Annotated in this window: 14 protein-coding genes; 7 read left to right on the top strand and 7 right to left on the bottom strand. The window is 34.3% G+C overall.

The genetic code is table 11. From position 1 onward, the window contains the following. Positions 1-150: 150 nt before the first annotated feature. The 4 genes from amaB to IE051_RS14420 form a co-directional block, all read right to left on the bottom strand. Positions 151-1,704 carry an L-piperidine-6-carboxylate dehydrogenase gene (gene amaB / locus IE051_RS14405; RefSeq protein ID WP_189361887.1) on the bottom strand — a complete coding sequence of 518 codons (1,554 nt, stop codon included), beginning with the start codon at positions 1,702-1,704 and terminating at the stop codon, positions 151-153. 140 nt (positions 1,705-1,844) lie between these two features. Then, entirely contained in the window at positions 1,845-3,659 is a 1,815-nt protein-coding gene (locus tag IE051_RS14410) for a T9SS type B sorting domain-containing protein (RefSeq protein ID WP_189361888.1), read from the bottom strand. 178 nt (positions 3,660-3,837) lie between these two features. Beyond that, positions 3,838-4,380 carry a YciI family protein gene (locus IE051_RS14415; RefSeq protein WP_189361889.1) on the bottom strand — a complete coding sequence of 181 codons (543 nt, stop codon included), beginning with the start codon at positions 4,378-4,380 and terminating at the stop codon, positions 3,838-3,840. A 10-nt stretch (positions 4,381-4,390) separates the two neighbouring features. Beyond that, positions 4,391-4,864, bottom strand: a complete 474-nt coding sequence (locus IE051_RS14420; protein WP_189361891.1) for a CYTH domain-containing protein — start codon at positions 4,862-4,864, stop codon at positions 4,391-4,393. Positions 4,865-5,676: 812 nt separating this feature from the next. Here IE051_RS14420 and IE051_RS14425 point away from each other — a divergent pair. Beyond that, positions 5,677-7,665 (top strand): DUF5916 domain-containing protein, encoded by a 1,989-nt coding sequence (locus IE051_RS14425; protein WP_189361893.1) that lies wholly within the window; start codon positions 5,677-5,679, stop codon positions 7,663-7,665. 155 nt (positions 7,666-7,820) lie between these two features. Next, positions 7,821-8,921, top strand: a complete 1,101-nt coding sequence (gene dinB / locus IE051_RS14430) for a DNA polymerase IV (RefSeq protein WP_189361895.1) — start codon at positions 7,821-7,823, stop codon at positions 8,919-8,921. A 24-nt stretch (positions 8,922-8,945) separates the two neighbouring features. Here dinB and IE051_RS14435 read toward each other — a convergent pair whose 3' ends face one another. Then, positions 8,946-10,286: a deoxyguanosinetriphosphate triphosphohydrolase gene (locus tag IE051_RS14435; RefSeq protein ID WP_189361897.1), complete on the bottom strand. Its 1,341-nt coding sequence runs from the start codon at positions 10,284-10,286 to the stop codon at positions 8,946-8,948. Between the two features lie 273 nt (positions 10,287-10,559). Here IE051_RS14435 and IE051_RS14440 point away from each other — a divergent pair, with 273 nt between their 5' ends. The 3 genes from IE051_RS14440 to IE051_RS14450 all read left to right on the top strand — a co-directional run bounded on the left by IE051_RS14440 (position 10,560) and on the right by IE051_RS14450 (position 15,378). Then, complete coding sequence (locus IE051_RS14440; RefSeq protein WP_189361899.1) at positions 10,560-10,940, top strand: carboxypeptidase-like regulatory domain-containing protein; 381 nt, start codon at positions 10,560-10,562, stop codon at positions 10,938-10,940. Between the two features lie 319 nt (positions 10,941-11,259). Continuing rightward, the gene (locus IE051_RS14445) at positions 11,260-14,016 is read left to right on the top strand and encodes a TonB-dependent receptor (protein WP_189361901.1); all 2,757 of its coding nucleotides are present in this window, start codon (positions 11,260-11,262) and stop codon (positions 14,014-14,016) included. A 168-nt stretch (positions 14,017-14,184) separates the two neighbouring features. Further along, positions 14,185-15,378, top strand: a complete 1,194-nt coding sequence (locus IE051_RS14450; protein WP_189361902.1) for a beta-helix domain-containing protein — start codon at positions 14,185-14,187, stop codon at positions 15,376-15,378. A gap of 75 nt (positions 15,379-15,453) precedes the next feature. On the opposite strand, the gene IE051_RS14455 is transcribed toward IE051_RS14450, so the two are convergent. Beyond that, positions 15,454-15,771, bottom strand: a complete 318-nt coding sequence (locus tag IE051_RS14455; RefSeq protein WP_189361904.1) for a toxin-antitoxin system YwqK family antitoxin — start codon at positions 15,769-15,771, stop codon at positions 15,454-15,456. Between the two features lie 379 nt (positions 15,772-16,150). On the opposite strand from IE051_RS14455, the gene IE051_RS14460 reads away from it, so the two are divergent. Further along, the gene (locus tag IE051_RS14460) at positions 16,151-17,353 is read left to right on the top strand and encodes a porin (protein ID WP_189361906.1); all 1,203 of its coding nucleotides are present in this window, start codon (positions 16,151-16,153) and stop codon (positions 17,351-17,353) included. A gap of 71 nt (positions 17,354-17,424) precedes the next feature. Beyond that, entirely contained in the window at positions 17,425-19,770 is a 2,346-nt protein-coding gene (locus IE051_RS14465; protein ID WP_189361908.1) for an inorganic phosphate transporter, read from the top strand. 39 nt (positions 19,771-19,809) lie between these two features. Here IE051_RS14465 and IE051_RS14470 read toward each other — a convergent pair whose 3' ends face one another. After that, on the bottom strand, positions 19,810-21,597 hold the full coding sequence (locus IE051_RS14470; protein ID WP_189361910.1) for a Na/Pi cotransporter family protein: 1,788 nt from the start codon (positions 21,595-21,597) through the stop codon (positions 19,810-19,812). Between the last annotated feature and the right edge of the window lie 29 nt (positions 21,598-21,626).

A 21,626-nucleotide genomic window follows, 5' to 3' on the forward strand; every position in this document is an offset into this window, starting at 1 on the left:
AAAGCGTATCTTGTTATTTATTAAACATAACAATTCGTGTATTCTTTTGGACTCCTATACTTTAAAAAGGTTTAACTGCCAAACTATCAAAATACAAAAAAACCGTTTCAATAATTTTGAAACGGTTAATAATCATAACACTTAGCAGCTCTATAAATCAAACTTTATGCCCTGAGCTAAAGGCAATTCCGTAGTATAATTAATCGTATTGGTTTGCCTTCGCATATACACTTTCCATGCATCTGAACCGGACTCACGTCCGCCTCCTGTATCCTTTTCACCACCAAAGGCGCCACCTATTTCTGCACCAGAAGTACCGATATTGACATTCGCAATCCCACAATCAGAACCTTGAACAGACAAGAAACGTTCGGCTTCACGCAAGTTATTGGTCATAATTGCAGAAGATAATCCTTGTGCGACTTCATTTTGTATTTCTATAGCATTTTCAACGTTACCTTTATATTTCAATAAATATAAAATAGGGGCAAAGGTTTCGTGTTGTACAATTTCAAAATTGGGAGCTGCTTCAGCAATGGCGGGCCTCACATAACAACCACTTTCATAGCCTTCACCTGAAAGTACTCCTCCTTCAACAATAATATTTCCACCCTCTTCAACTACCTTATTTAAAGCATCATCATACATTTTCACAGCATCGGTATCAATTATTGGTCCCACATGATTGTTTTCATCTAATGGATTACCAATTCTTAATTGTTTGTAGGCATCAACAAGAGCATGTTTAACCACCTCATAAATTGACTCATGAATAATGAGCCTACGTGTTGAAGTACAACGTTGTCCGGCTGTACCTACGGCTCCAAAGACAGCTCCAATAACGGTCATCTTTATATCGGCATCAGGCGTCACTATAATGGCATTATTCCCGCCTAATTCTAAAAGTGACTTACCTAATCTACCCGCTACTTGTTGGGCTACAATTTTTCCCATTCTGGTAGAACCTGTAGCCGAGAGTAATGGTATTCTTTTATCTTTGGTCATAAATGCACCTACATGATAATTGCCATTAATTAAGCAACAAACCCCCTCTGGCACATTATTCTCTGCAAACACCTCAGCTGCTATATTTTGACAAGCTACACCACACAAAGGTGTTTTTTCTGAAGGTTTCCAAACACAAACATCACCGCAAATCCAAGCAAGTGCCGTATTCCAAGCCCAAACAGCTACCGGAAAATTAAAGGCCGAAATAATACCAACCACGCCTAAGGGGTGATACTGCTCATACATGCGATGTCCCGGACGCTCTGAATGCATGGTTAGACCATGTAATTGACGTGATAATCCAACGGCGAAATCACAAATATCAATCATTTCTTGAACTTCACCTAAACCTTCTTGATAGCTCTTACCCATTTCATAAGACACCAATTTCCCTAAAGCCTCTTTTTTAGCTCTTAGTTTATCTCCAAATTGACGTACTATTTCTCCGCGTTGTGGAGCAGGCATCGTGCGCCATGTTTTAAAAGCTAAAGTAGCACTAGTCATTACTTTCTCATAATCGGCCTCTGTGGTTGTTTTTACTTTCGCAATTAACTGCCCATCTACAGGAGAATAAGACTCAATAATCTCACCGTTTGAAAAACAATTTGAACCTGTTGAAGTTCCTTCATTTATAGCATTAACACCTAAGGTTTTAAGCGCTTTATCTATACCAAAATTGATTGCAACCGTACTCATGAATTAGTGATTTATTGATTTTAATGACATTATTTGCGAATATAACAATAAATACTTGATTTTATTAATATTAATAAATTACAGTAAAAGCGTTAAACTTCTATTTTCTTAGAATGATGAACCTATATACGAAGGTCACATTAACGCTTCAAAGTCACATGACCTGTAAATTTCTGATTATCAATTACGATAACATACCAATAATCGGATGTAGAAAGGCGCTGCCCATTAAAAGTACCATCCCAGGAAAAAGGCCCATTTCCGCCACTTTTTAAAAGTTTACCATATCTATCAAAGATGGAAACCGATGAAGATGCATAATTTTCAATACCGCTTAAATCAAAGTAGTCATTTTCGCCGTCGTTATTGGGTGTAAAATACTTAGGTATATAAAAATGCAAATATTCTGTTGTGATAACTTCCGAACAATCTTGGTGTTTCACGTAAATAGTATAAAGCCCTCCATCTACATAAGTAAACCGATTACTCAATTGGAAATTTCTACCATCCAAAGCATATAAAAAATCACCTACGTTAGCCGTTTTTATGACAATATCTTTACCATCTGATGTTACATTTTCTATTACCGGATTATCAATTTCGGTTAAAGCAATTGTTTTTGTGACCACGCAAGCATTATTTGCTACTTCCACGCTATACGTTCCAGGGCTAGATACACTAATCGTTTCTGTAACCTCACCTGTACTCCACAAATAAGAAGTAACAATTGAAGGGTTTTCAGGATTGGCACTCAAATTAGTTGATGTGTTTGCACAAAATGTAAGTGCTTCGTCTTCTACTAACGGTGTTTCTAAATATTCCAATTTCAAAGCTGTCCTTAAAGCAGACAAACATGCAGCATTAACCGTTTCAGCTTCGGCATAATAGGTCCCAGCAGCAGTAGGTTTATACGTGGTACTATTTTGTAAGAGCAAACGCCCTCCAACTGCAGCGTCATACCAATTGACAATAACCCCCGAAGGGACACTAACAGATAGCGGTGTAGCGTCATCCTCACAAATGAGCAAATCGCCATTGCTTACAGGACGGTCCGGCAGGGGAACAACGCGTACTTCAAAAGTTTCAGATAATAAATTACAAGAATCATTATTAACATTAATTAGTGCCTCGGCTACCTTAACCCTAAAATAAGTCGTTCTGTTTACGGGTGACGTTATTAGTGTATTATTAGTTTCCCCTGATATATCCGTCCAATTAACATTATCAATACTTTCTTGCCACTGATAAAAATGAGAGTCAAAAATACTATTGTCTGGGGTGGCTGTTAAAACAGATTCATATGGCAATTCATCCTGACATATTTCGGCTATTTTGACATTTGATGAATCTTCAATAACAACATTATCTCCACAAGACTTAAAGACGATATCATCAAGCGCTAAATCATTACCACAGCCTCCAACACCATTGTTAAGCATTTTTAATATGATAGATGTTTGCCCAGGTAAACTCTGAAATACTAAGGCATATTGTCCCCATCTCGGGCTTGAACTTGAAAAAATATTACCAGTATCACCACTGGCTAATAAATTAGTATTGGTATTGTCCCATATTTCAAATTTCACATTTATGGGTATGGAATTACCTCCACAACTGGAAGTAGGTGTTAAATTCATCATCCAGGACGAAAACTCATAGGAGGTGTTTTCACAAAGACCACTAATGGCCGTTTGGTAAAACTCTCCTGGCGTAAAATCGGCATTAACGATAAGCATACGCCCATTACTAGACGTTCCCGTATGATCATCAATATCATGCCAACCGAACCAATTAGTATTACTTGACACGTTGTAAAATCCATCATTAGGCTGACCACTGGCATAAGTATAAGATGTTATTCCGGGTGCTAATGGCGTTGTAGCTCCTGAACCAAAATCTTCAACAAATATGGGGTCTCCAGAATTTCCAGAACAAAAACCTAATTGTGCATACATATCCTGCTCAAAAAAGGGACTGAAAAGAATTAGAGTGAGGAAATATTTAATTTTAATATGCAGGGTCTTGAGAGATTTAAAAGAAATTTCAGTTTTAGTATTTCAAAAACATAAATGTAACCTATTTCTTGGCTTTTAGAAAATAAGCTTGGTTATAATCACATTTCAAATAATATATTTATCTCAAAGAGAACCCTTTAGCTGCCCACCAAGGATGAACCTCTATGGTTAATCGGCCTGCTTTAACCATTGGATCCGATTTGGCAAGACTATCGGCCATTTTTAGAGTGGGTACATTATAAATAGTTATGCCTCTTATCTCACCATCATCACCAAAAGGTCCTGATATATCCGCATATCCCATAGTATACATTTTTGCTAAATGCTCCATATGAAGTTTCTGCAATTCTTCCGATTCTTCTTCATTCTGTCCTCTAATAGAACCCATTTTCAAAAAGGCAATAAAATACTGTTGCATTAAAACAGTGTCCTTTGTTTTTTCATCAACATAATCAAAGGTCTTAAAACCTTTTCTTGTTAATTCTTCCTTGATTTGTTTGGAAGTTTTAACAATAGGTTCTATTTCCTTTTCTACAACCGAATCCTTTTCTATTGGAGTTTCCGTTAGTATGTCTTTCACTTCAACAGGTTCAGTTTTAGGCTCATTTTTACATGACGCGAGAAAAAGTAATAGTAATGTCACCAGGCCAAATGTTCTCATAATATAATATTTACGAATCCCATGTACAATAAGGATGCTTACTTAATAATGAATTATAATATTTTATATCTCCAGTGACTTCCTCACCTAACCAGTTAGGTTTGTCAAAGGTTTCTTTTTCTGTTTTTAACTCGACCTCAGCAACTAGTAAACCTTGATTGTCTCCAAGAAATTCATCCACCTCAAAAATATGCTGCCCCACCTTAACTTCAAAACGGATCTTATCAATGATAGTGGGTTCACAAAGCAACAATAAGGCCTCCGCTTCTTCTACCCTAATCTCTTTTTCCCATTCAAAACGAGATAAACCGTCTTTGGAGGATCGTCCTTTAACCGTTATAAACCCGAAATCCCCTTTAATTCTTACACGAACTGTGCGGTCTTTATGCGTATTAAGAAAGCCTTGAGTAATTCTTGTATTTTTAAATGCCTTTTCCTTAAAAACATTTGAATTTACTAAAAACTTTCTTTCAATTTCTATCATCAATACGTCTAGGTTATAGCATTAATTATGCATCCCGAAAGATAGTAATTAAAACATATTTAATAGTAAAAATTTACGCTATGCTTGCTGATACTCATTACAAAGAATTTTTAAAATCATTATGACATTTATTGAAAACATGTAAGACATTGTCATTTGTTCAATAAATGGGGCCTTTAAACCTAGAGGTTTAAATATATAGAAGATCTAACCGATTAACGAAGCCCTTTCTTGTCTAATAAAAACCACCGTTTTCTATACAGGTTAAGTAATTGGGCTAATGTTATTCATTTTATATCTAATCCATTTCACTGCGACTAACTCATGACTATGAGGGAGGAGTAAATATCAGAATTCTAAAATAAGTACACTATTGAATAAATAGGCTTTATTAAAAAATTAAAGAATAAAAATTCACAAGTATTTATACTAATCTCAGGAACAAGGGAATATTCCATATTCTTGAAATCATCGGAAAAATAACCTAACTTCGTTCAGCGTTGGATATCCATTCTTATACTTGGAAATGACATATAGGAAATTGATATAAAATAAGTCTTGCTAAATGTTAAAAATTTAATCACATCTAATCTCATTCTGCCATCAGAAATCTTTTATTAATATTTGTTTTTACAGCACTAATACAAGCATATGCTCAAAAAAGCATTTCTGTAAAATATGTTGATCATAATGAATTTAAAATTGATGGCGTTTTAGATGAAGCCATCTGGCAAGATGCTAAACCATCTAGTGATTATACAGAATATTTTCCAGCTGACAATAAGCTAGTAGAATATCAAACAGAATTAAGAATGCTTTATAATGAAAGCTTTTTATACATTGGGATTAAAGCCTATGCACCTGGTAAAGACTATAAAGCGCCATCATATGAAAGGGATTATAGTATTAGTGGTGCTGATGTTATTAATCTTATGTTTGACACCTACTCTGATAGGGCAAATGCATTTTTATTTGGAATAAACCCTTTCGGAGTGCGGCGTGAGGGTCTTATTTCTAACGGTGGAATCTCTGGAAATCTTGATCTTAGTTGGGATACAAAATGGCTTGGAGAAACAGTTATTCATGATGATTATTCTATTTCAGAAATTAGAATCCCTATGTCTTCATTTAAATATAAAGAAGGGGTTACCCAATGGAAATTTAATTCGATGCGTTCAAACACCCAATCGAACACAAAAAGTTCGTGGTCAAAGGTCCCGCAGAATCAAGATCAATTAAACCTTGGCTATTATGCTCCTATGGTTTTTGAAAAACCCTTAAAAAAATCCAAAAACCCAATATCTATAATACCTTACATTACGCCATCTTACATTGACAACAGCATTAAAGACGAAGAAACATTTGAATTTAAAACAGGGTTTGATGTTAAAATACCAGTAAAAAGTAGCTTTATGTTAGATTTAACTGTTAGCCCTGACTTTTCTAGTGAAGATGTTGTACCAGGTCAAAATAATGTAACGCGATTTGAGATTAAGCAAGATGAAACCAGGCAATTTTTTAAAGACAATGGGGATTTATTTAATGAATTTGGTCTTCCAGACGACGCTCTCGCTTTTTATTCTCGTAGAGTTGGTGTAGGACGAGATACAAATAACAATGATGTTATTGTACCCATAACTGCTGGTGTAAAATTTACCGGTAAGATAAATAATGGCTTAAGAATTGGTGTTTTAGATGTACAAACCAAAGGTGATGAAGATGAATTAATTCCAAAAAACAATAATTTAGTTCTGGCCGTTCAGCAAAAAATATTTTCAAGATCTAATGTTGGTTTCTTTTTAATCAATCGACAAGTTACCAATCCAGAAAAAGAGTATTCTGGAACAGAATATAACCGTGTAGTTGGATCAGATTTAAATTTCTTCTCGAAAGACAATAGTTTTGATGCCCAGATATTCCTCCACAAATCATTCACTGAAGGCATAGAAAGTAATGCCATATCAACAGGAACATATTTAAATCTCGAAAAACGACGATACACTTTAAGGTTTACTGGGCAATATGTTGATGAAGGGTTTCAATCTGATCTAGGCTATACTAGACGAAAAGATATTGTTAGAGCTAATCCCTTTAGTGAACTAAATTTTTATCCTGAAAACAATTCAATAAATACCATAATATTAAAACTAAGTAATAATTTATTTTGGAAGCCTTCTGATGATATGAGGTTTGTTCACTCCGACCTATTATTAGCTGGTACTACTAATTTCACAAATGGAGCATCGCTAGGTCTTACTGGCGCATTGCGGTATGAATATCTTGATGAACCCTTTGACCCTGTTGGTGGTGGAGATGGTGAACTATTACCTATTGGTGGTTACAACTATCATGATGTTAAACTTGATTTTAATACGGATAAAAGAAAAGCCTTTTGGTTTGAGGGCAATACCAAATATGGCACTTTTTATACTGGGAATAAATTTACAGCAGATGTTACTTTTCAATATCGTTTTCAACCCATTTTCTTTGTATCCTTAAAAATGCAATATGACGACATTTCACTTCCTGAACCCTACTCATCCGATGAATTATGGTATTTAGGTCCAACATTTAATTTCACCTTTACCAAATCATTATTTTGGAATACTGATATACAATATAGCTCTCAATCTGAAACCTTCTTTGTTGTATCAAGAATACAGTGGCGATATGCTCCACTTTCTGATATATTCCTAACATACAGTGATTCCCGTGCCACTTCACCCTTAGATCCAATTGAAAGAGGCGTATTCCTTAAAGTCACATATTGGTTTGATATTCTTACTAAAAAAGGGAAATAAGAAACCAGAAATATATGATGATTACTTCTACCTAAACATCTGAATTTACCAAAAACTTGCTTTCAATTTCTATCATCAATACGTCTCAGATAAAACTTAAATTATGTATCTGGAAAGATAATAATTAAAACACATTTAATGGTTAAATTTACGCTATGCGCGACGAACTACCCATTCGAAAAATTATTCATGTGGATATGGATGCCTTTTACGCATCGGTAGAACAGTTGGATAATCCTGAATTAATTGGTAAACCCATTGCAGTTGGAGGCGGTGGCAAACGCGGTGTAATAAGTGCTGCCAGTTATGAAGCTAGAAAGTTTGGAGTTAAAAGTGCCATGGCTGGAAATTTAGCAATTAAATTATGTCCTGAACTTATTTTTGTAAACCATCATTTTGAAAGATATACAGAAATATCGAAGCAGATAAGACGCATTTTTTATGATTATACTGATTTGGTAGAACCACTCTCTCTTGACGAAGCCTATTTAGACGTCACCGAAAATAAAAAGGGCAACCCAAGTGCTTCTTTAATTGCCAAAGAGATAAGAACTCGGATATTTAATGAAGTAGGACTAACGGCTTCGGCTGGTATTTCAATTAATAAATTCATAGCTAAAATAGCAAGTGATTACAATAAACCCAATGGACAAAAAACAGTAAACCCCGAGGAGGTGATTCCCTTTTTAGAAGCTCTCGAAATAAGAAAATTTTACGGCATAGGTAAGGTTACTGCCGAAAAAATGTATCAAAAGGGCATTTTTACTGGCTTAGATTTAAAACAAAAATCATTAGATTATTTGGAAAAAAATTTCGGCAAATCTGGACACTTGTATTACTACATTGTTAGAGGGATTCACAATAGTGAGGTCAAACCAAACCGTATTAGAAAGAGCTTAGCAGCAGAACGTACATTCAATGAAAATTTATCTTCTGAAATCTTTATGCTCGAAAAACTAGATCATATTGCTGAAGAAGTCACTAAACGCTTGTCAAAAAGTAACGTTGCGGGAAAAACAGTCACCTTAAAAATTAAGTATAGTGATTTTACGCTTCAGACGAGGAGTAAAACACTGCCCTATTATATTAAAGATAAAAACATAATTTTGGAAACCGCAAAAGACTTACTGTATCAAGAAAAATTGAATAATTCTGTTCGATTGCTCGGTATTTCTTTATCCAATTTAAATACAGAAAACAAACCCAAAAAAGAAGACGACAAAAGTGTCAGTGTTCAATTGAAATTTGAGTTTTAGGTATTCTTCTATGAGAATAACACCTTAAAAGCTTATGCCCTTTATTTTTTTATAATCCAATATCGCTTTACTATCAGACAAGAGCGAAACGTAGTAACAAACACTTGATAAACGATTATACATGCTAGTATCAGAGGTATTTATGCTGTCTGGCAATCCTTTGAGAATAAGTTTATCATAATTTGAAGCCGTATTATTAAAGCAGTTATTTACAGCTGAAGTATAGGTGCTTAAAAGCGTATTAATAACACCATACCCTGCAATTTCTTTATCTACCACCTCCGTAGATTGATAAATCTTCTCGATACTTATTTTAATGATATCATTGATTTGAGCCTCGTATTTACTTTTGTCAAGCAGCGCAGAATCAAACAAACCATTTAGTATATCTTCTTCATGTTTCATGAAAATTTCAACAGCTTCATTAATAAGTGTGCCTATTGCTAGCGCGCGTAAATAACTGACGCGGTCTTCTTTTGTATTAAGCGCATAATAATTTTCAGTTTTAATCTTATCTCTAACAATATTAATAAGATACTCAAGCGCAAATTCTTCTTGAATAAGACCTAGATTTATACCGTCTTCAAAATCAATAATAGTATAACAAATATCATCTGCTGCTTCTACAAGATAAGCTAAAGGGTGCCGGGCATAATTCATGTCGGCATCACTTCGTTTTATTAAACCCAATTCATTAGAAACATCTTCAAAAGCCTTCTTTTCTGATTGAAAAAAACCATACTTTTTATCGGCTATATGTTTTGTTGGCTTTTTAGGTAAGGATTCTTTAGGGTATTTGGTAAAGGCACCTAGTGTAGCATAACTTAAACGCAATCCTCCTGAACGCCCTGCTCTACTTTGAGTTAGTATTTTAAAGCCGTTGGCATTACCTTCAAAATCGCATAAATCTTGATATTCTTTTGAACTCAATTCAGATTTATATTTTTGACCTTCGCCATTAATAAAAAACTCACCTATAGCCTTTTCACCGGAATGTCCAAAAGGGGGATTCCCAATATCGTGTGCCAATGCTGCAGCTGCAACTATGGCACCAAAATCATTAGCTTGATATCCATGAACACTTTTCAAATGCGGATGCTTTTCAAGCAACTTCTTACCCACTAAACGGCCTAGAGAACGCCCCACAACACTAACCTCTAAACTGTGCGTAAGGCGCGTGTGAACAAAATCAGTTTCCGATAACGGAATGACTTGTGTTTTATCCTGCAAGCTTCTAAACTCTGAAGAAAAAATAATACGATCATAATCCACTTCAAAACCTAAACGGGTTTCATCTTGTTCTTTTCTAATTCGTTTATTGTTATCGCCAGAGCGTTTTAAAGAGAGGAGTTGTTCCCAGTTCATCGTTATTTTTTAAGCAGAGGCAATATAATAAAGAATTTGATTTAAATTGATTTAATCAACACTTAGCTTTCCAAAATCTTTATCCACAAAAAAGGAATATAACCTCGACAAAACACATAAAACAAAGACGAATAACACTGTTGCCAAACTCCAAAAAGACCAATACCCTTTTCTTAACATTAAGGTAACATTTTAGTCATAGTTGTTTAATCTTTTGATAACACCCTCCTCCTATTTACTAGCTATTTTTGCAAAGACTTAATAATGAAATTAATGAAACATATTATAGTAATAGCTGCCTTTTTTATATCAGCACTTAGCTTTGCTCAAGAATCAGGTCATGTTATTGGTCATTTATTGGATTTAGAATCCAACAACGCCCCTTTATTATACGGTTCAGTTCTTATAAAGGAAAATGGACAAAAGGTATTAACGGATGAAAATGGTTTATTCAAATTCGAGAATTTAGCCGAAGGCACTTACACTTTAATTAGCAGTTTTACAGGTTATGAAACTAAGGAGACCACAGTAGAAATAACTGCAAACAAATCAACAAATATTACGCTTAACCTTAATGCAAGTACAATATCTTTAGATGACTTAATGTTGGCTATAGCGAGTACAGAAACAGAAAGTACAAGTTCTAATAACTAAACTTAGTTATTTACACCTGAAACATAACAAAATTCAAAAAACAACTTTCTAACGAAAGTTGTTTTTTTTGCACCAAACTCTAGCAATTTGACGTCTTGTAATTCCATCTACTTTTTTGTCGTCTGTAGAAACTAAATTTAAAAACCAAACAAGAGCAAGGGTTTAAGTCTTCAATGTTAATTTAATGTAACGTACTTGGAAAATAAATGCGTTTTTCATAACAATTACCTAACGCATTTGTTACCGTTCTTTAACTAATTGGTAACGGTTTGTTCATAATATCTGAGTTCCTTTGCGGCAAGAATTATAGATAATAAAAATGAAAAAAATCACATTTCTGTTTATACTTTTAGCAACAGTATTTACTTACGCCCAAAGCACAGGTTCTGTGTCAGGGAAACTAACAGACAAAGAATATAACAATGAACCTTTAGCCTTTGCAAATGTTTTAATAAAAGGAACAACTACAGGAACCACTTCAGATTTTGATGGCCTTTATGCCTTTAACGACCTTGCAGTAGGCGATTACGTTTTACAATTTAGCTTTGTGGGTTATGAAACACAAGAAATTCCTGTGACCATTGTGGCGGGAAAGGTTACTGAGGTCAATGTACCTATGGGGGCCAGCGCAGCGTCACTTGATGAAGTTGTTATTACAACCACAACCAAAAGAGAAAGTGAAACGGCTTTGCTTTTAGAACAAAAGAAAGCGGTTATTATGAAGCAAGCCATTGGCGCCCAAGAACTAGAGAAAAAAGCAGTTTCTGATGCCGGTGCAGCAACATTAAAAGTAACCGGAGTTAATAAAAAAGAAGGCTCTAGTAAAATTTATGTTAGAGGTTTAGGTGATAGATATAACAGCACCACTTTAAACGGACTCCCTCTTCCATCTAATGACCCTAGAAATAAAAACATTGACTTATCATTATTTAGCTCTGGCATAATTGAAAACGTTGGTATCTCAAAATCCTTTTCTTCAACATTCTCTTCAGATGTTGCGGGTGCTAATGTAGACATTGTGAGCAAAGAAATGTCAGGACAAGAATTTTTTAAGGTATCCTTATCTACTGGTATGAATACACAAACTACTTTTAAAGATTTTAAACAAATTAACGGATCTAATTGGATTGGCGTTAATACTGACACAAAACACAAGGTTAGAGATTTAACAGTATATAGTTTTGATAACAGCTTTACACCCAATGCAATTAAGGCAAGTCCTAATGTTGGTTTGAGTTTAAACTACGGAAACAAGTTTCAATTAAATGACGAAAGTAGTATTAGCTTCTTTTTAGTTGGATCTTTTGACAATTCTTATCTTTTTCAAGAAGGACGTAATGAAAACATCATTGATGCTGGAAACGTTGGAACTCAATGGGACACAGAAACTTATAGCTACGGTGCTTCTAAAATGTTAATGGGTAATGTAGCCTACAAGATTAACAATAATCACCAATTAAGTTTTAATCACGTATTTATTCACTCAAACACTCAAAAAATCGAAGATTTTGTTGGTACAACTCCTGATATTGGTAGAGATGAAGACGATAACAGATTGGTTAATTTAATGTTACAAACTGAGATTCAAAACAAACTATTTACCAACCAACTTTTGTCAACAAACAAATTTGGAGAATCTGTAGATGTAAATGCTGGATTAAGCTACAATGCCATATATAATGATGAACCTGACAGGAGAAAAACAACTTTCATCATTGATAATGACTTAGAAAAAACGAGAATATCACAAAATGCTGTAAGAGATAATAGTAGATTTTATGGTAATCTATTTGAAGATGATATTGCAGGAAATGTAAATTTTATCAAATATTTAGGAGAGCGTTTTGAAAACAAGGGACAAATCACTCTAGGTTATAACGGAAGATTTACACAAAGAAAATTTGACGGTATGTATTTTGACCACAATTTTACAAACCCCAGAAATACGTTTGTTGATGTCAATAATTTAGATGCTACATTTAACCAAACGAACTTGGACAACGGTGTTTTTGGTGTAGAAACATCTAGAGGTAGAAACAATGATGATGCTGAAACCTTCTTACCACAATTATATGATGCAGATAAAACAACACATGCTGCTTTTGGTGATGTTGTATATAAATTCAGCGAAAAATTTACTGCTAATGCTGGTTTAAGAGCTGAAAATGTTAAAATGAACGTAGCATGGGATACCAACATTAGCTTCCCAGGGTTTACAAACAATAGTGAAATAGCACTTGACAAACAATACTTTTTACCCGCTTTAAATTTAAAATATCAACTGAATGATAAAATTAATTTAAGAGCCTCTGGTAGCATTACTTATACCTATCCACAATTTAAAGAAATTGCACCTTTTACTTATGAAGGTATAAACTACCAAGAATCTGGTAACCCTGCATTACAGCCATCAGACAACTATAACGCCGAACTTAAATTTGAACTATTCCCGAAAAAAAGTGAGGTAATTGCTGTAGGTGTTTTTGGTAAGTTAATTGAAAATTCTATTAACCGACTTGAAAGAAACTCAGCTATTGAGCGTGATTTCACATTCGATAACTCAGGTGACGCTACGATATTTGGGGCTGAAATTGAAGCAAAATTAGATTTATACAACAAAGAGATTGATGATGAGAAATCTCAAAATTTCAGCTTTGGTACCAATGCGACCTTTATGCATACAGATCTTAAGTTTAATACTAATAATACTGCTTTTAACTATACAGGAACAAGTTCTCAACTAGAAGGCGCTTCTCCTTTTACTATTAATGCAGACCTATCATACAAATTTACAAACGGAGAAAAAGAAACTATTTCAACCTTAGTATTCAATTACCAAAGTGATAAAGTATACAGTATCGGAACAAACTTCAAAGAAAACATTATTGAGAAAGCAGTTCCTATTTTAGACTTTGTATTCAGACATAATTTTAATGAACAAATTGGAGTTAAGTTTAACGCAAAAAATTTATTGAATCCTAGTTTTGAAAGATATAGAGACATTCCCGAAAAGCTCACCATGAATTCGTACAAAAACGGACTCACTATTACAGCAGGGGTGTCATTTAACTTCTAACAAAAAAGCCTCCTTAAAAAGAGGCTTTTTAGGCTAAAAGCACTTTTAAGATTTGTGCACAATGGCTTAACATTGCTTCAAATTCTTAACATAAAACTAATATAACCGTAAGGTTGAATTTAAGATATATCTCGTGATTTGTATCACAATAAAAACATAAAACATAAAATGAAAACTTTAAGAAATTTATTTATTATTCCTCTAGCAACCTTAATTATTGGATGTTCATCTGATGATTCAAATAGAACTATAGACCCTCCAAATGATGGTGGTGATATTATAGGTAGCGAATTAATTGGCGATATCACAGCAGATAGTAAATTATTAGCAAGTGTAGACTATATTATGACAGGATCTGTAACAGTAAAAGCAGGCGCTACTTTAACTATAGAACCAGGAACAACTATTAAAGCAAAAAGCGGAAGAACGGATGTATTTTTGGCCGTAGAACGTGGTGCAAAATTAATCGCGAAAGGAACAGCTTCTAATCCTATTGTATTTACTTCTGACGCTAGCTCACCAAAAGCAGGTGATTGGGGTGGACTTGTTCTTGCAGGAAAAGCGCCTTCAAATAAAGGACTTGATGTACAGTCTGAAGTAGCTGGATTATTATACGGCGGAACCGAAACCAATGACAATTCAGGAGAATTAAGCTATGTAATAGCCGAGTATACTGGTGCTAAAATTAATGGTGAACAAGAATTTAATGGCATTTCATTCTTTGGTATTGGTAATCAAACGGTAGTTAATAATATTGTAGTAAGCAATGGTAATGATGACGGTATAGAATTCTTTGGAGGTACTGTAAATGTAACAAACGTGTACTGTGCTAATATTGCTGATGATATGTTTGACTGGACAGGTGGTTACACCGGAACAATCACCAACGCATTTGGGGTTCGTAACCAAGGATTTGACGCAGCAACTGATGATCCAAGAGGTATTGAAGGCGATAGCAATAGTTCTGATGCTACTGCAGCACCAATCTCTACACCAACACTAAACAATGTTACTATATTAAACCTTAATCCTGATGTACAACTTAAAGCAGGCGCAGAAATTAGAAGAGGTACAGTAGCTACCATCAATAATATCTTTTTTGCAGCCTACGGATCTGCTTCTTATGGAAACAGAATTGATACTAAAGATGATAAAGGCAATGGATTCTTAACAGTACTTAACGCAAATGCTCAAGGAAATGTAGGAGATGACAAAGAAGGTGGTGCTATAAACGGAACGGTAACGGAAATCACAGATGGTTTCACCGTACCTGCAGATAATACTATTGAATTCAAAGCTGGTATTGGAGCTGATTTAACTGCTTTTGATTGGGCTAACCAAAGCTTTGTGGTTACCAAATAAAGACATAAAAATATTATACAATAAAAAAGCATCCCAATTGGGATGCTTTTTTATTGTATTCAAAATGCAGCTTCCTTATAAGGAAGCAATATTCTTACTATAATCTACTTCTTTAGGAACACCGTCTACCCAGTGAATCCATTTGCCGACTTTTTTACCATTATCATAATTTGCAGAAACGATTTTCTTACCTTCTGTGTCAAAACTTAACCAAACGCCTTGTAATTTTCCATCTGTAGTATAAGACCCTGTTTGGCTTACAACTCCATTGTCATGATAGTAAACGACATCTATTAAATTAGTGTCTGTATTATGTTTTAATTCTCTCTTTTGTTGCGCAAAAGAAACCACAGTAATTAAAAAGGTAAAAAGTAATAAAATTGATTTCTTCATAATTATGGGGGTTTTAACATTATATAACAAAGATATAAATTAGTTAACTTTTAAACAACACTTACGTAACATTAAATTAACATTAAAACTATAAACAGCTAATTATCATGGTTTTACGCATTAATATTTAACATTGAAAGATTAATAATTAGTTAATATTAAGGTTACATTCATATTAAGATAAACTTGGATATTTGCTAGGTCTTAAGACCACAATTAGTATTTCATTATAATCTATTAGTTTTTGTCGACTACATTATTATGATTTCTAATAAGACTGCCCTTTTAGGGCAGTCTTTTCTTACACTATATTTAACATTAAGGAAACATTGGGTTGAAAATATTATTAGTTCTTTGCAGCGACAAAAACTAATAATTAATGAATATCAAAACTGCCCTTTTAGGGGTGTTTCTCCTTGCCTGTACACTTCTTAATGGGCAAGAAATTAAATCAGGAAAATTTGGCAAAGGCCTTTTAAATATAGTCGGTAAAGACAGTTCATTTACCATGAAAGTTGGATTTAGGTTTCAACTTTTAGGTAGAGCTAATTTTATTGAGGGCGGAGACAATAACACTAACTTTTTAGTAAGACGCTCAAGGTTAAAATTTGATGGTTTTGTTTTAAACCCTAAATTAAAGTACAAGTTTGAGCTGGGGCTCTCCAACAGAGATATTTCAGGGGTTTCTATTTATAATAGAAACACACCCAGATATATCATGGATGCCATGATTAAATGGAATTTTTACAAAAATTTTGAATTTTGGGTTGGACAAGGAAAACTACCAGGAAATAGGGAGCGTGTAATATCATCGGGGGATCTGCAATTAGTAAACCGTTCTTTATTAAATGCTAATTTTAATATTGATAGAGATATTGGTTTTCAATTAAGACACCATTTTAACCTAACAGAATCCTTTATCATTAGAGAAATATTTTCATTAAGTCAAGGTGAAGGTAGAAATCAAACCATTGGAAATTTAGGTGGTCTGCAGTATACCGGTAGGCTAGAATTTTTACCGTTTGGAAACTTTGCAAGTAAAGGCGACTATAAGGGCTCTGATTTAAAACGAGAGCAAACACCTAAATTATCTATTGGAGCTACCTATGATCATAATAACAATGCGGTAAGAGCCAGAAGTAATCAAGGCGCTTATATGCTTATTGATGATGAACAAGGGCTTTACCAAACCAATATCAATACGGTTTTTGTTGATGGCATGTTTAAATATAAAGGCAATTCGTTTATGTTTGAATACGCTAACAGAACAGCAGAGGATCCCATTGTTAAAAACTCTGATGGTACAGAAACAGGCGAATATGTTCGAATTGGCCATTCTGTAAACCTACAAGCAGGACATTTATTCCCTTCTAATTGGGAGGTCGCAGGGCGTTATACCAATACCTATATGGAATATCCTATCTTAGCAGATGCCCACAATACAACAGATATGTATACCTTGGGTATTTCAAGATTTATTATTGGACACAAACTAAAAATTCAAAGTGACGTAAGTTATTTAGATATTGCACCTAATCGTGATGATATTATGGTACGACTTCAAATGGACATACATTTTTAAAAAATAACAATTACATAACACATTAGTTAATTATGCTTATGATATTTGCAAACTTATTTCAATTAAATACTATGGATAATATTTATTTATATATGATTATTGCTTTAGCCATTTTAGCCATTGCTGATTTGGTTGTTGGTGTAAGCAATGATGCCGTTAACTTCTTAAATTCGGCCATAGGATCAAAGGCTATTTCGTTTAGGACCATTATGATTGTGGCTAGTGTTGGTGTTGCAGTAGGGGCGGTATTTTCAAGTGGTATGATGGAAGTAGCACGAAAAGGTATCTTCAACCCTGGGGAATTCATGTTTGATGAAATCATGATAATTTTCATGGCTGTAATGATTACAGATATTCTTCTATTAGATTTCTTCAATTCAGTGGGTATGCCAACATCTACAACGGTATCTATTGTATTTGAGTTATTAGGAGCAGCGGTAGCCATGGCACTTATTAAAATAGGCCATAATAGTGGCGATTTTAGTGATGTTATTAATTACATAAACACATCAAAAGCGTCTCAAATAATATTTGGAATCCTACTTTCGGTGGTCGTCGCGTTTTCTATAGGAGCCTTAGTACAATGGGTTTCAAGAGTACTATTATCTTATAATTTTGAAAAGAAAGCACATTGGGTTGGTGCCTTATTTGGAGGATTTGCCTTAACAGCCATTACTTATTTTATTTTTATGAAAGGCTTAAAAGGCACTTCATACGCCCAAGAATCCTTTGAAATTCTTGGCGGCGGTACCATGAAAGACTTTTTAGAAAATCAGGTCTTGTCTATTGTAATTGTCTGTTCATTATTTTGGTCTATATTATCGTACATCCTAATTGCTATAGTAAAAACAAATATTTATAAATTAATTATCATCGTAGGTACATTCGCTTTAGCATTAGCCTTTTCAGGTAATGATTTAGTTAATTTTATTGGGGTACCTGTGGCCGCATACAACGCCTTCTTAGAATGGACTGCCTCCGGTCTACCAGCAAATGCCTTCTCAATGGAGGTATTGGCCAAAAAGGTCCCAACAAACAATTGGCTTCTATTGGCAGCTGGAATGATAATGGTGCTAACACTTTGGTTTTCTACCAAAGCTAAGAATGTTGTCAAAACCTCTTTAGATTTATCTAGTCAAGGCGAAACAAAAGAACGTTTCCAACCTAATTTCTTATCTAGAGGATTTGTAAGATCGGCCATGTTAATGTCACAAATGACATCCTACATGTTACCTGAATCTTGGCAACAAAAAATAGACAAGCAATTTGAAACCCCGGCCTTAGCTTTGTCTAAAACTAAAAAAACAGATATACCCGCCTTTGATTTAGTAAGGGCTGCCGTTAATTTAATGGTTGCGGCCGTACTAATTTCCATTGCAACATCCTATAAATTACCCTTATCTACTACTTATGTTACTTTTATGGTTGCCATGGGTACATCTTTAGCAGATAGAGCCTGGGGAGCAGAAAGTGCCGTTTACAGGGTAGCAGGTGTAATTAACGTTATTGGCGGATGGTTTTTTACGGCCATAAGTGCTTTTTGTGCCGCCGCTTTAGTTGCCTACTTGTTGAACCTTAATATACAGGTCATGTTCCCTATATTATTAGCTATTGCCTTTGCTTTGCTTGTAAGAAGCTCAATAGTTCATAGTAAAAAGTCTAAACAAGTAAGAGCAAGTGATAGTCTAAAAAAGGCAGAAAGTAGCTCTATTCAAGGTGTTATTGTTGAGAGTGCAGGGAATATTGCTAATGTAGTTAAGCGTGGCAATAAAATATATACTAATTCCATTAATGGGTTAGCCAAACAAGATTTAACCTTACTTAAAAAGAACAATAAGCAAATTGTAAAATTATCTCAAGAAGTTGAAGATTTAAGAGATAACATTTTCTATTTCATTAAAAACTTAGATGATTCTAGTGTAGGCGCCAGTAATTTTTACATTAATATTTTAGGGTATTTACAGGACATGACACAGTCTCTAGAGTACATCTCTAAAGTAAGTCACAAACACGTTAACAACAACCACAAGAAGCTTAAATTCAATCAAATAAAAGAGTTAAAGGAGGTTGATGAAGTGCTTGAAAAACTATTTAATGCCACCAAAGAATCTTTTGAAACACAATCTTTCGAACAAATTGGTGAAATACTTGGTAGCAAGAATAAGCTCTTTAGTTTAGTTACTGAAAAAATTCAAAAACAAGTTGAGCGTACACGTACCGAAGAATCAAGCCCAAAAAACACAACGCTTTATTTTGGTGTTCTGCTAGAAACCAAAGATTTATTGAATGCAACAATGAACCTGTTAGAGGAATATCACGAAGCTCATGACAGCTCGGTAAAACCGGCGACTATCGAAGTTAATGAACCCATAGTGACACAGGTAGAGGACGCGTCAAATAGTACAGAAGAAGAATAAATACTCTCAAATTAAAAAACACTTGAAATCCATTTGATTTCAAGTGTTTTTTTTATCACCCTCGTTTTCTTCAAGTATAGAATCAATCTTACCATACAAAAGCTCTGCTACATTAATAAGCTTTTTAATCATATCATTCACATTAGTATAATCATTAAATAAAGAGGACGCTTGTTCTGCTGACACCAAATCCTTGCGTATTAATCTGTCTATAGATTTATTACTTTGTCTTGTGTTTGCCTTAGCCTCTGCCTTTAATTCCTTCAATTTTAAAGCATACTTACTTTCATTATTTCCATTATCTGTTCTAAACAAATAAATCACCCTTAAAACCTTTGTTAGCTTTTTTCTATAAGCATCATATTCATTCTGTAAATGTATATTCTCGGTATTTAAAACTACCGTAATATTTTTATTGAGCTCTCGAGCATCTTTAATAATCTCAACCATTTTTCTATTGGCTATTTTTATTTCAGTAACCGCTTCAATTTGTTTCGGACTTAAGTTTAATTCACTTTGCACTAAAGATGCATATTTTATAATCTCACCATAGATTGTTTTTACCTTGGAATAATACAACCCTTCAATATCAATTTCAAAGTCTTCATTAGACCTATTGATTATTGAATTCAGTTTTTCTTTTGATTTTATATCCGAAATATGAATATTTAAAGCGTGAGCCACAATTTTAAAAATACTCTTCTTATAAAGATATTTTGATTCTAATAGCAATGACGTTATTGCTGAGCCCGGAAATTTAAGAACGGCTTTATTGAGGTACTTGGGCTGACTCACATCTAAAACCTCTGTTTTCTCATTAAAAAAGCGCATTAAGAACCGTTCAAGCTTTTTAATAAAAGGGAGCATTAATAGAACCCCCAAAACATTAAATATGGTATGAAAAATTGCGAGCTTAATGGTATAATTATCTACTGCTAAATCAGTTAATTCTGCAATATTATTCACCAATCGTGCTAAAGGATAGATTAAAATGATAGTTGCTAATCCCGTTGATACATTAAAAATAAGATGTGCCAATGCCAAGCGTCTTCCTGCACTATTGGATCCTAGAGACCCTAAAACTGCCGTAATTGTAGTTCCTACATTCGCTCCAATAGCCAACGCCAAGGCATTTTCATATTCAATCTGTCCAGCGGATAATGCAGTCAAAATTAAGGCCAAAGTGGCACTGCTAGACTGCAATACGGTAGTAATAATAATTCCAAGTCCAGTATATACAAAAACACCTAAAAATCCAGATATGGCATACTGTGATAAGTCTATATAATCTTTAAAGACATCAAAGCCTTCTTTCATATAATGAATGCCCAAAAAGAAAAAACCTAATCCGGCTAACACATTTCCAATACCCTTGAGGGTCAACTCCTTTCTAAAGGAAAATACCACGCCAAAAACGAGCATAGGCATGGCTAAGACGGAGATTTTAATTTTTAATCCAAAGCCAGCTACCAACCACGCTGTAGCCGTTGTACCAATATTGGCTCCAAAAATTAATCCTAAACCACCTGCTAAAGAAATTAAGCCAGCACTTATAAAGGATATGGTTATAACTGAAACCAACGAACTCGACTGAATAAAAGCAGTTACCAAAGCACCAGCCGTAATACTTTTGTATAACTTGTTGGTCGCCTTCTTTAAAATAGTTTGTAATGGGCCTTTCGTGAACACTTTAAAGCCCTCTTCAAGCATAACCATTCCGAATAACAAAATCGCGATACCCGTTAAGATAGTCTTTAGATTGGGGTTATAATACAGAGCTATGCCCAAAACAATTAAGAGTATCGCAAAAAGTATTTTTCTAAGCATTTAAGTGTAGTTATATCATCAACGAATAC

This window comes from Algibacter mikhailovii, from assembly GCF_014651495.1.
Classification (GTDB): Bacteria; Bacteroidota; Bacteroidia; order Flavobacteriales; family Flavobacteriaceae; genus Algibacter_E; species Algibacter_E mikhailovii.

Coding starts and splice junctions, on each gene's coding strand:
- amaB (WP_189361887.1), bottom strand. CDS start 1,704: ATGAGTACGGTTGCAATCAATTTTGGTATAGATAAAGCGCTTAAAACC.
- IE051_RS14410 (WP_189361888.1), bottom strand. CDS start 3,659: ATGTATGCACAATTAGGTTTTTGTTCTGGAAATTCTGGAGACCCCATA.
- IE051_RS14415 (WP_189361889.1), bottom strand. CDS start 4,380: ATGAGAACATTTGGCCTGGTGACATTACTATTACTTTTTCTCGCGTCA.
- IE051_RS14420 (WP_189361891.1), bottom strand. CDS start 4,864: ATGATAGAAATTGAAAGAAAGTTTTTAGTAAATTCAAATGTTTTTAAG.
- IE051_RS14425 (WP_189361893.1), top strand. CDS start 5,677: ATGCTTTATAATGAAAGCTTTTTATACATTGGGATTAAAGCCTATGCA.
- dinB (WP_189361895.1), top strand. CDS start 7,821: ATGCGCGACGAACTACCCATTCGAAAAATTATTCATGTGGATATGGAT.
- IE051_RS14435 (WP_189361897.1), bottom strand. CDS start 10,286: ATGAACTGGGAACAACTCCTCTCTTTAAAACGCTCTGGCGATAACAAT.
- IE051_RS14440 (WP_189361899.1), top strand. CDS start 10,560: ATGAAACATATTATAGTAATAGCTGCCTTTTTTATATCAGCACTTAGC.
- IE051_RS14445 (WP_189361901.1), top strand. CDS start 11,260: ATGAAAAAAATCACATTTCTGTTTATACTTTTAGCAACAGTATTTACT.
- IE051_RS14450 (WP_189361902.1), top strand. CDS start 14,185: ATGAAAACTTTAAGAAATTTATTTATTATTCCTCTAGCAACCTTAATT.
- IE051_RS14455 (WP_189361904.1), bottom strand. CDS start 15,771: ATGAAGAAATCAATTTTATTACTTTTTACCTTTTTAATTACTGTGGTT.
- IE051_RS14460 (WP_189361906.1), top strand. CDS start 16,151: ATGAATATCAAAACTGCCCTTTTAGGGGTGTTTCTCCTTGCCTGTACA.
- IE051_RS14465 (WP_189361908.1), top strand. CDS start 17,425: ATGGATAATATTTATTTATATATGATTATTGCTTTAGCCATTTTAGCC.
- IE051_RS14470 (WP_189361910.1), bottom strand. CDS start 21,597: ATGCTTAGAAAAATACTTTTTGCGATACTCTTAATTGTTTTGGGCATA.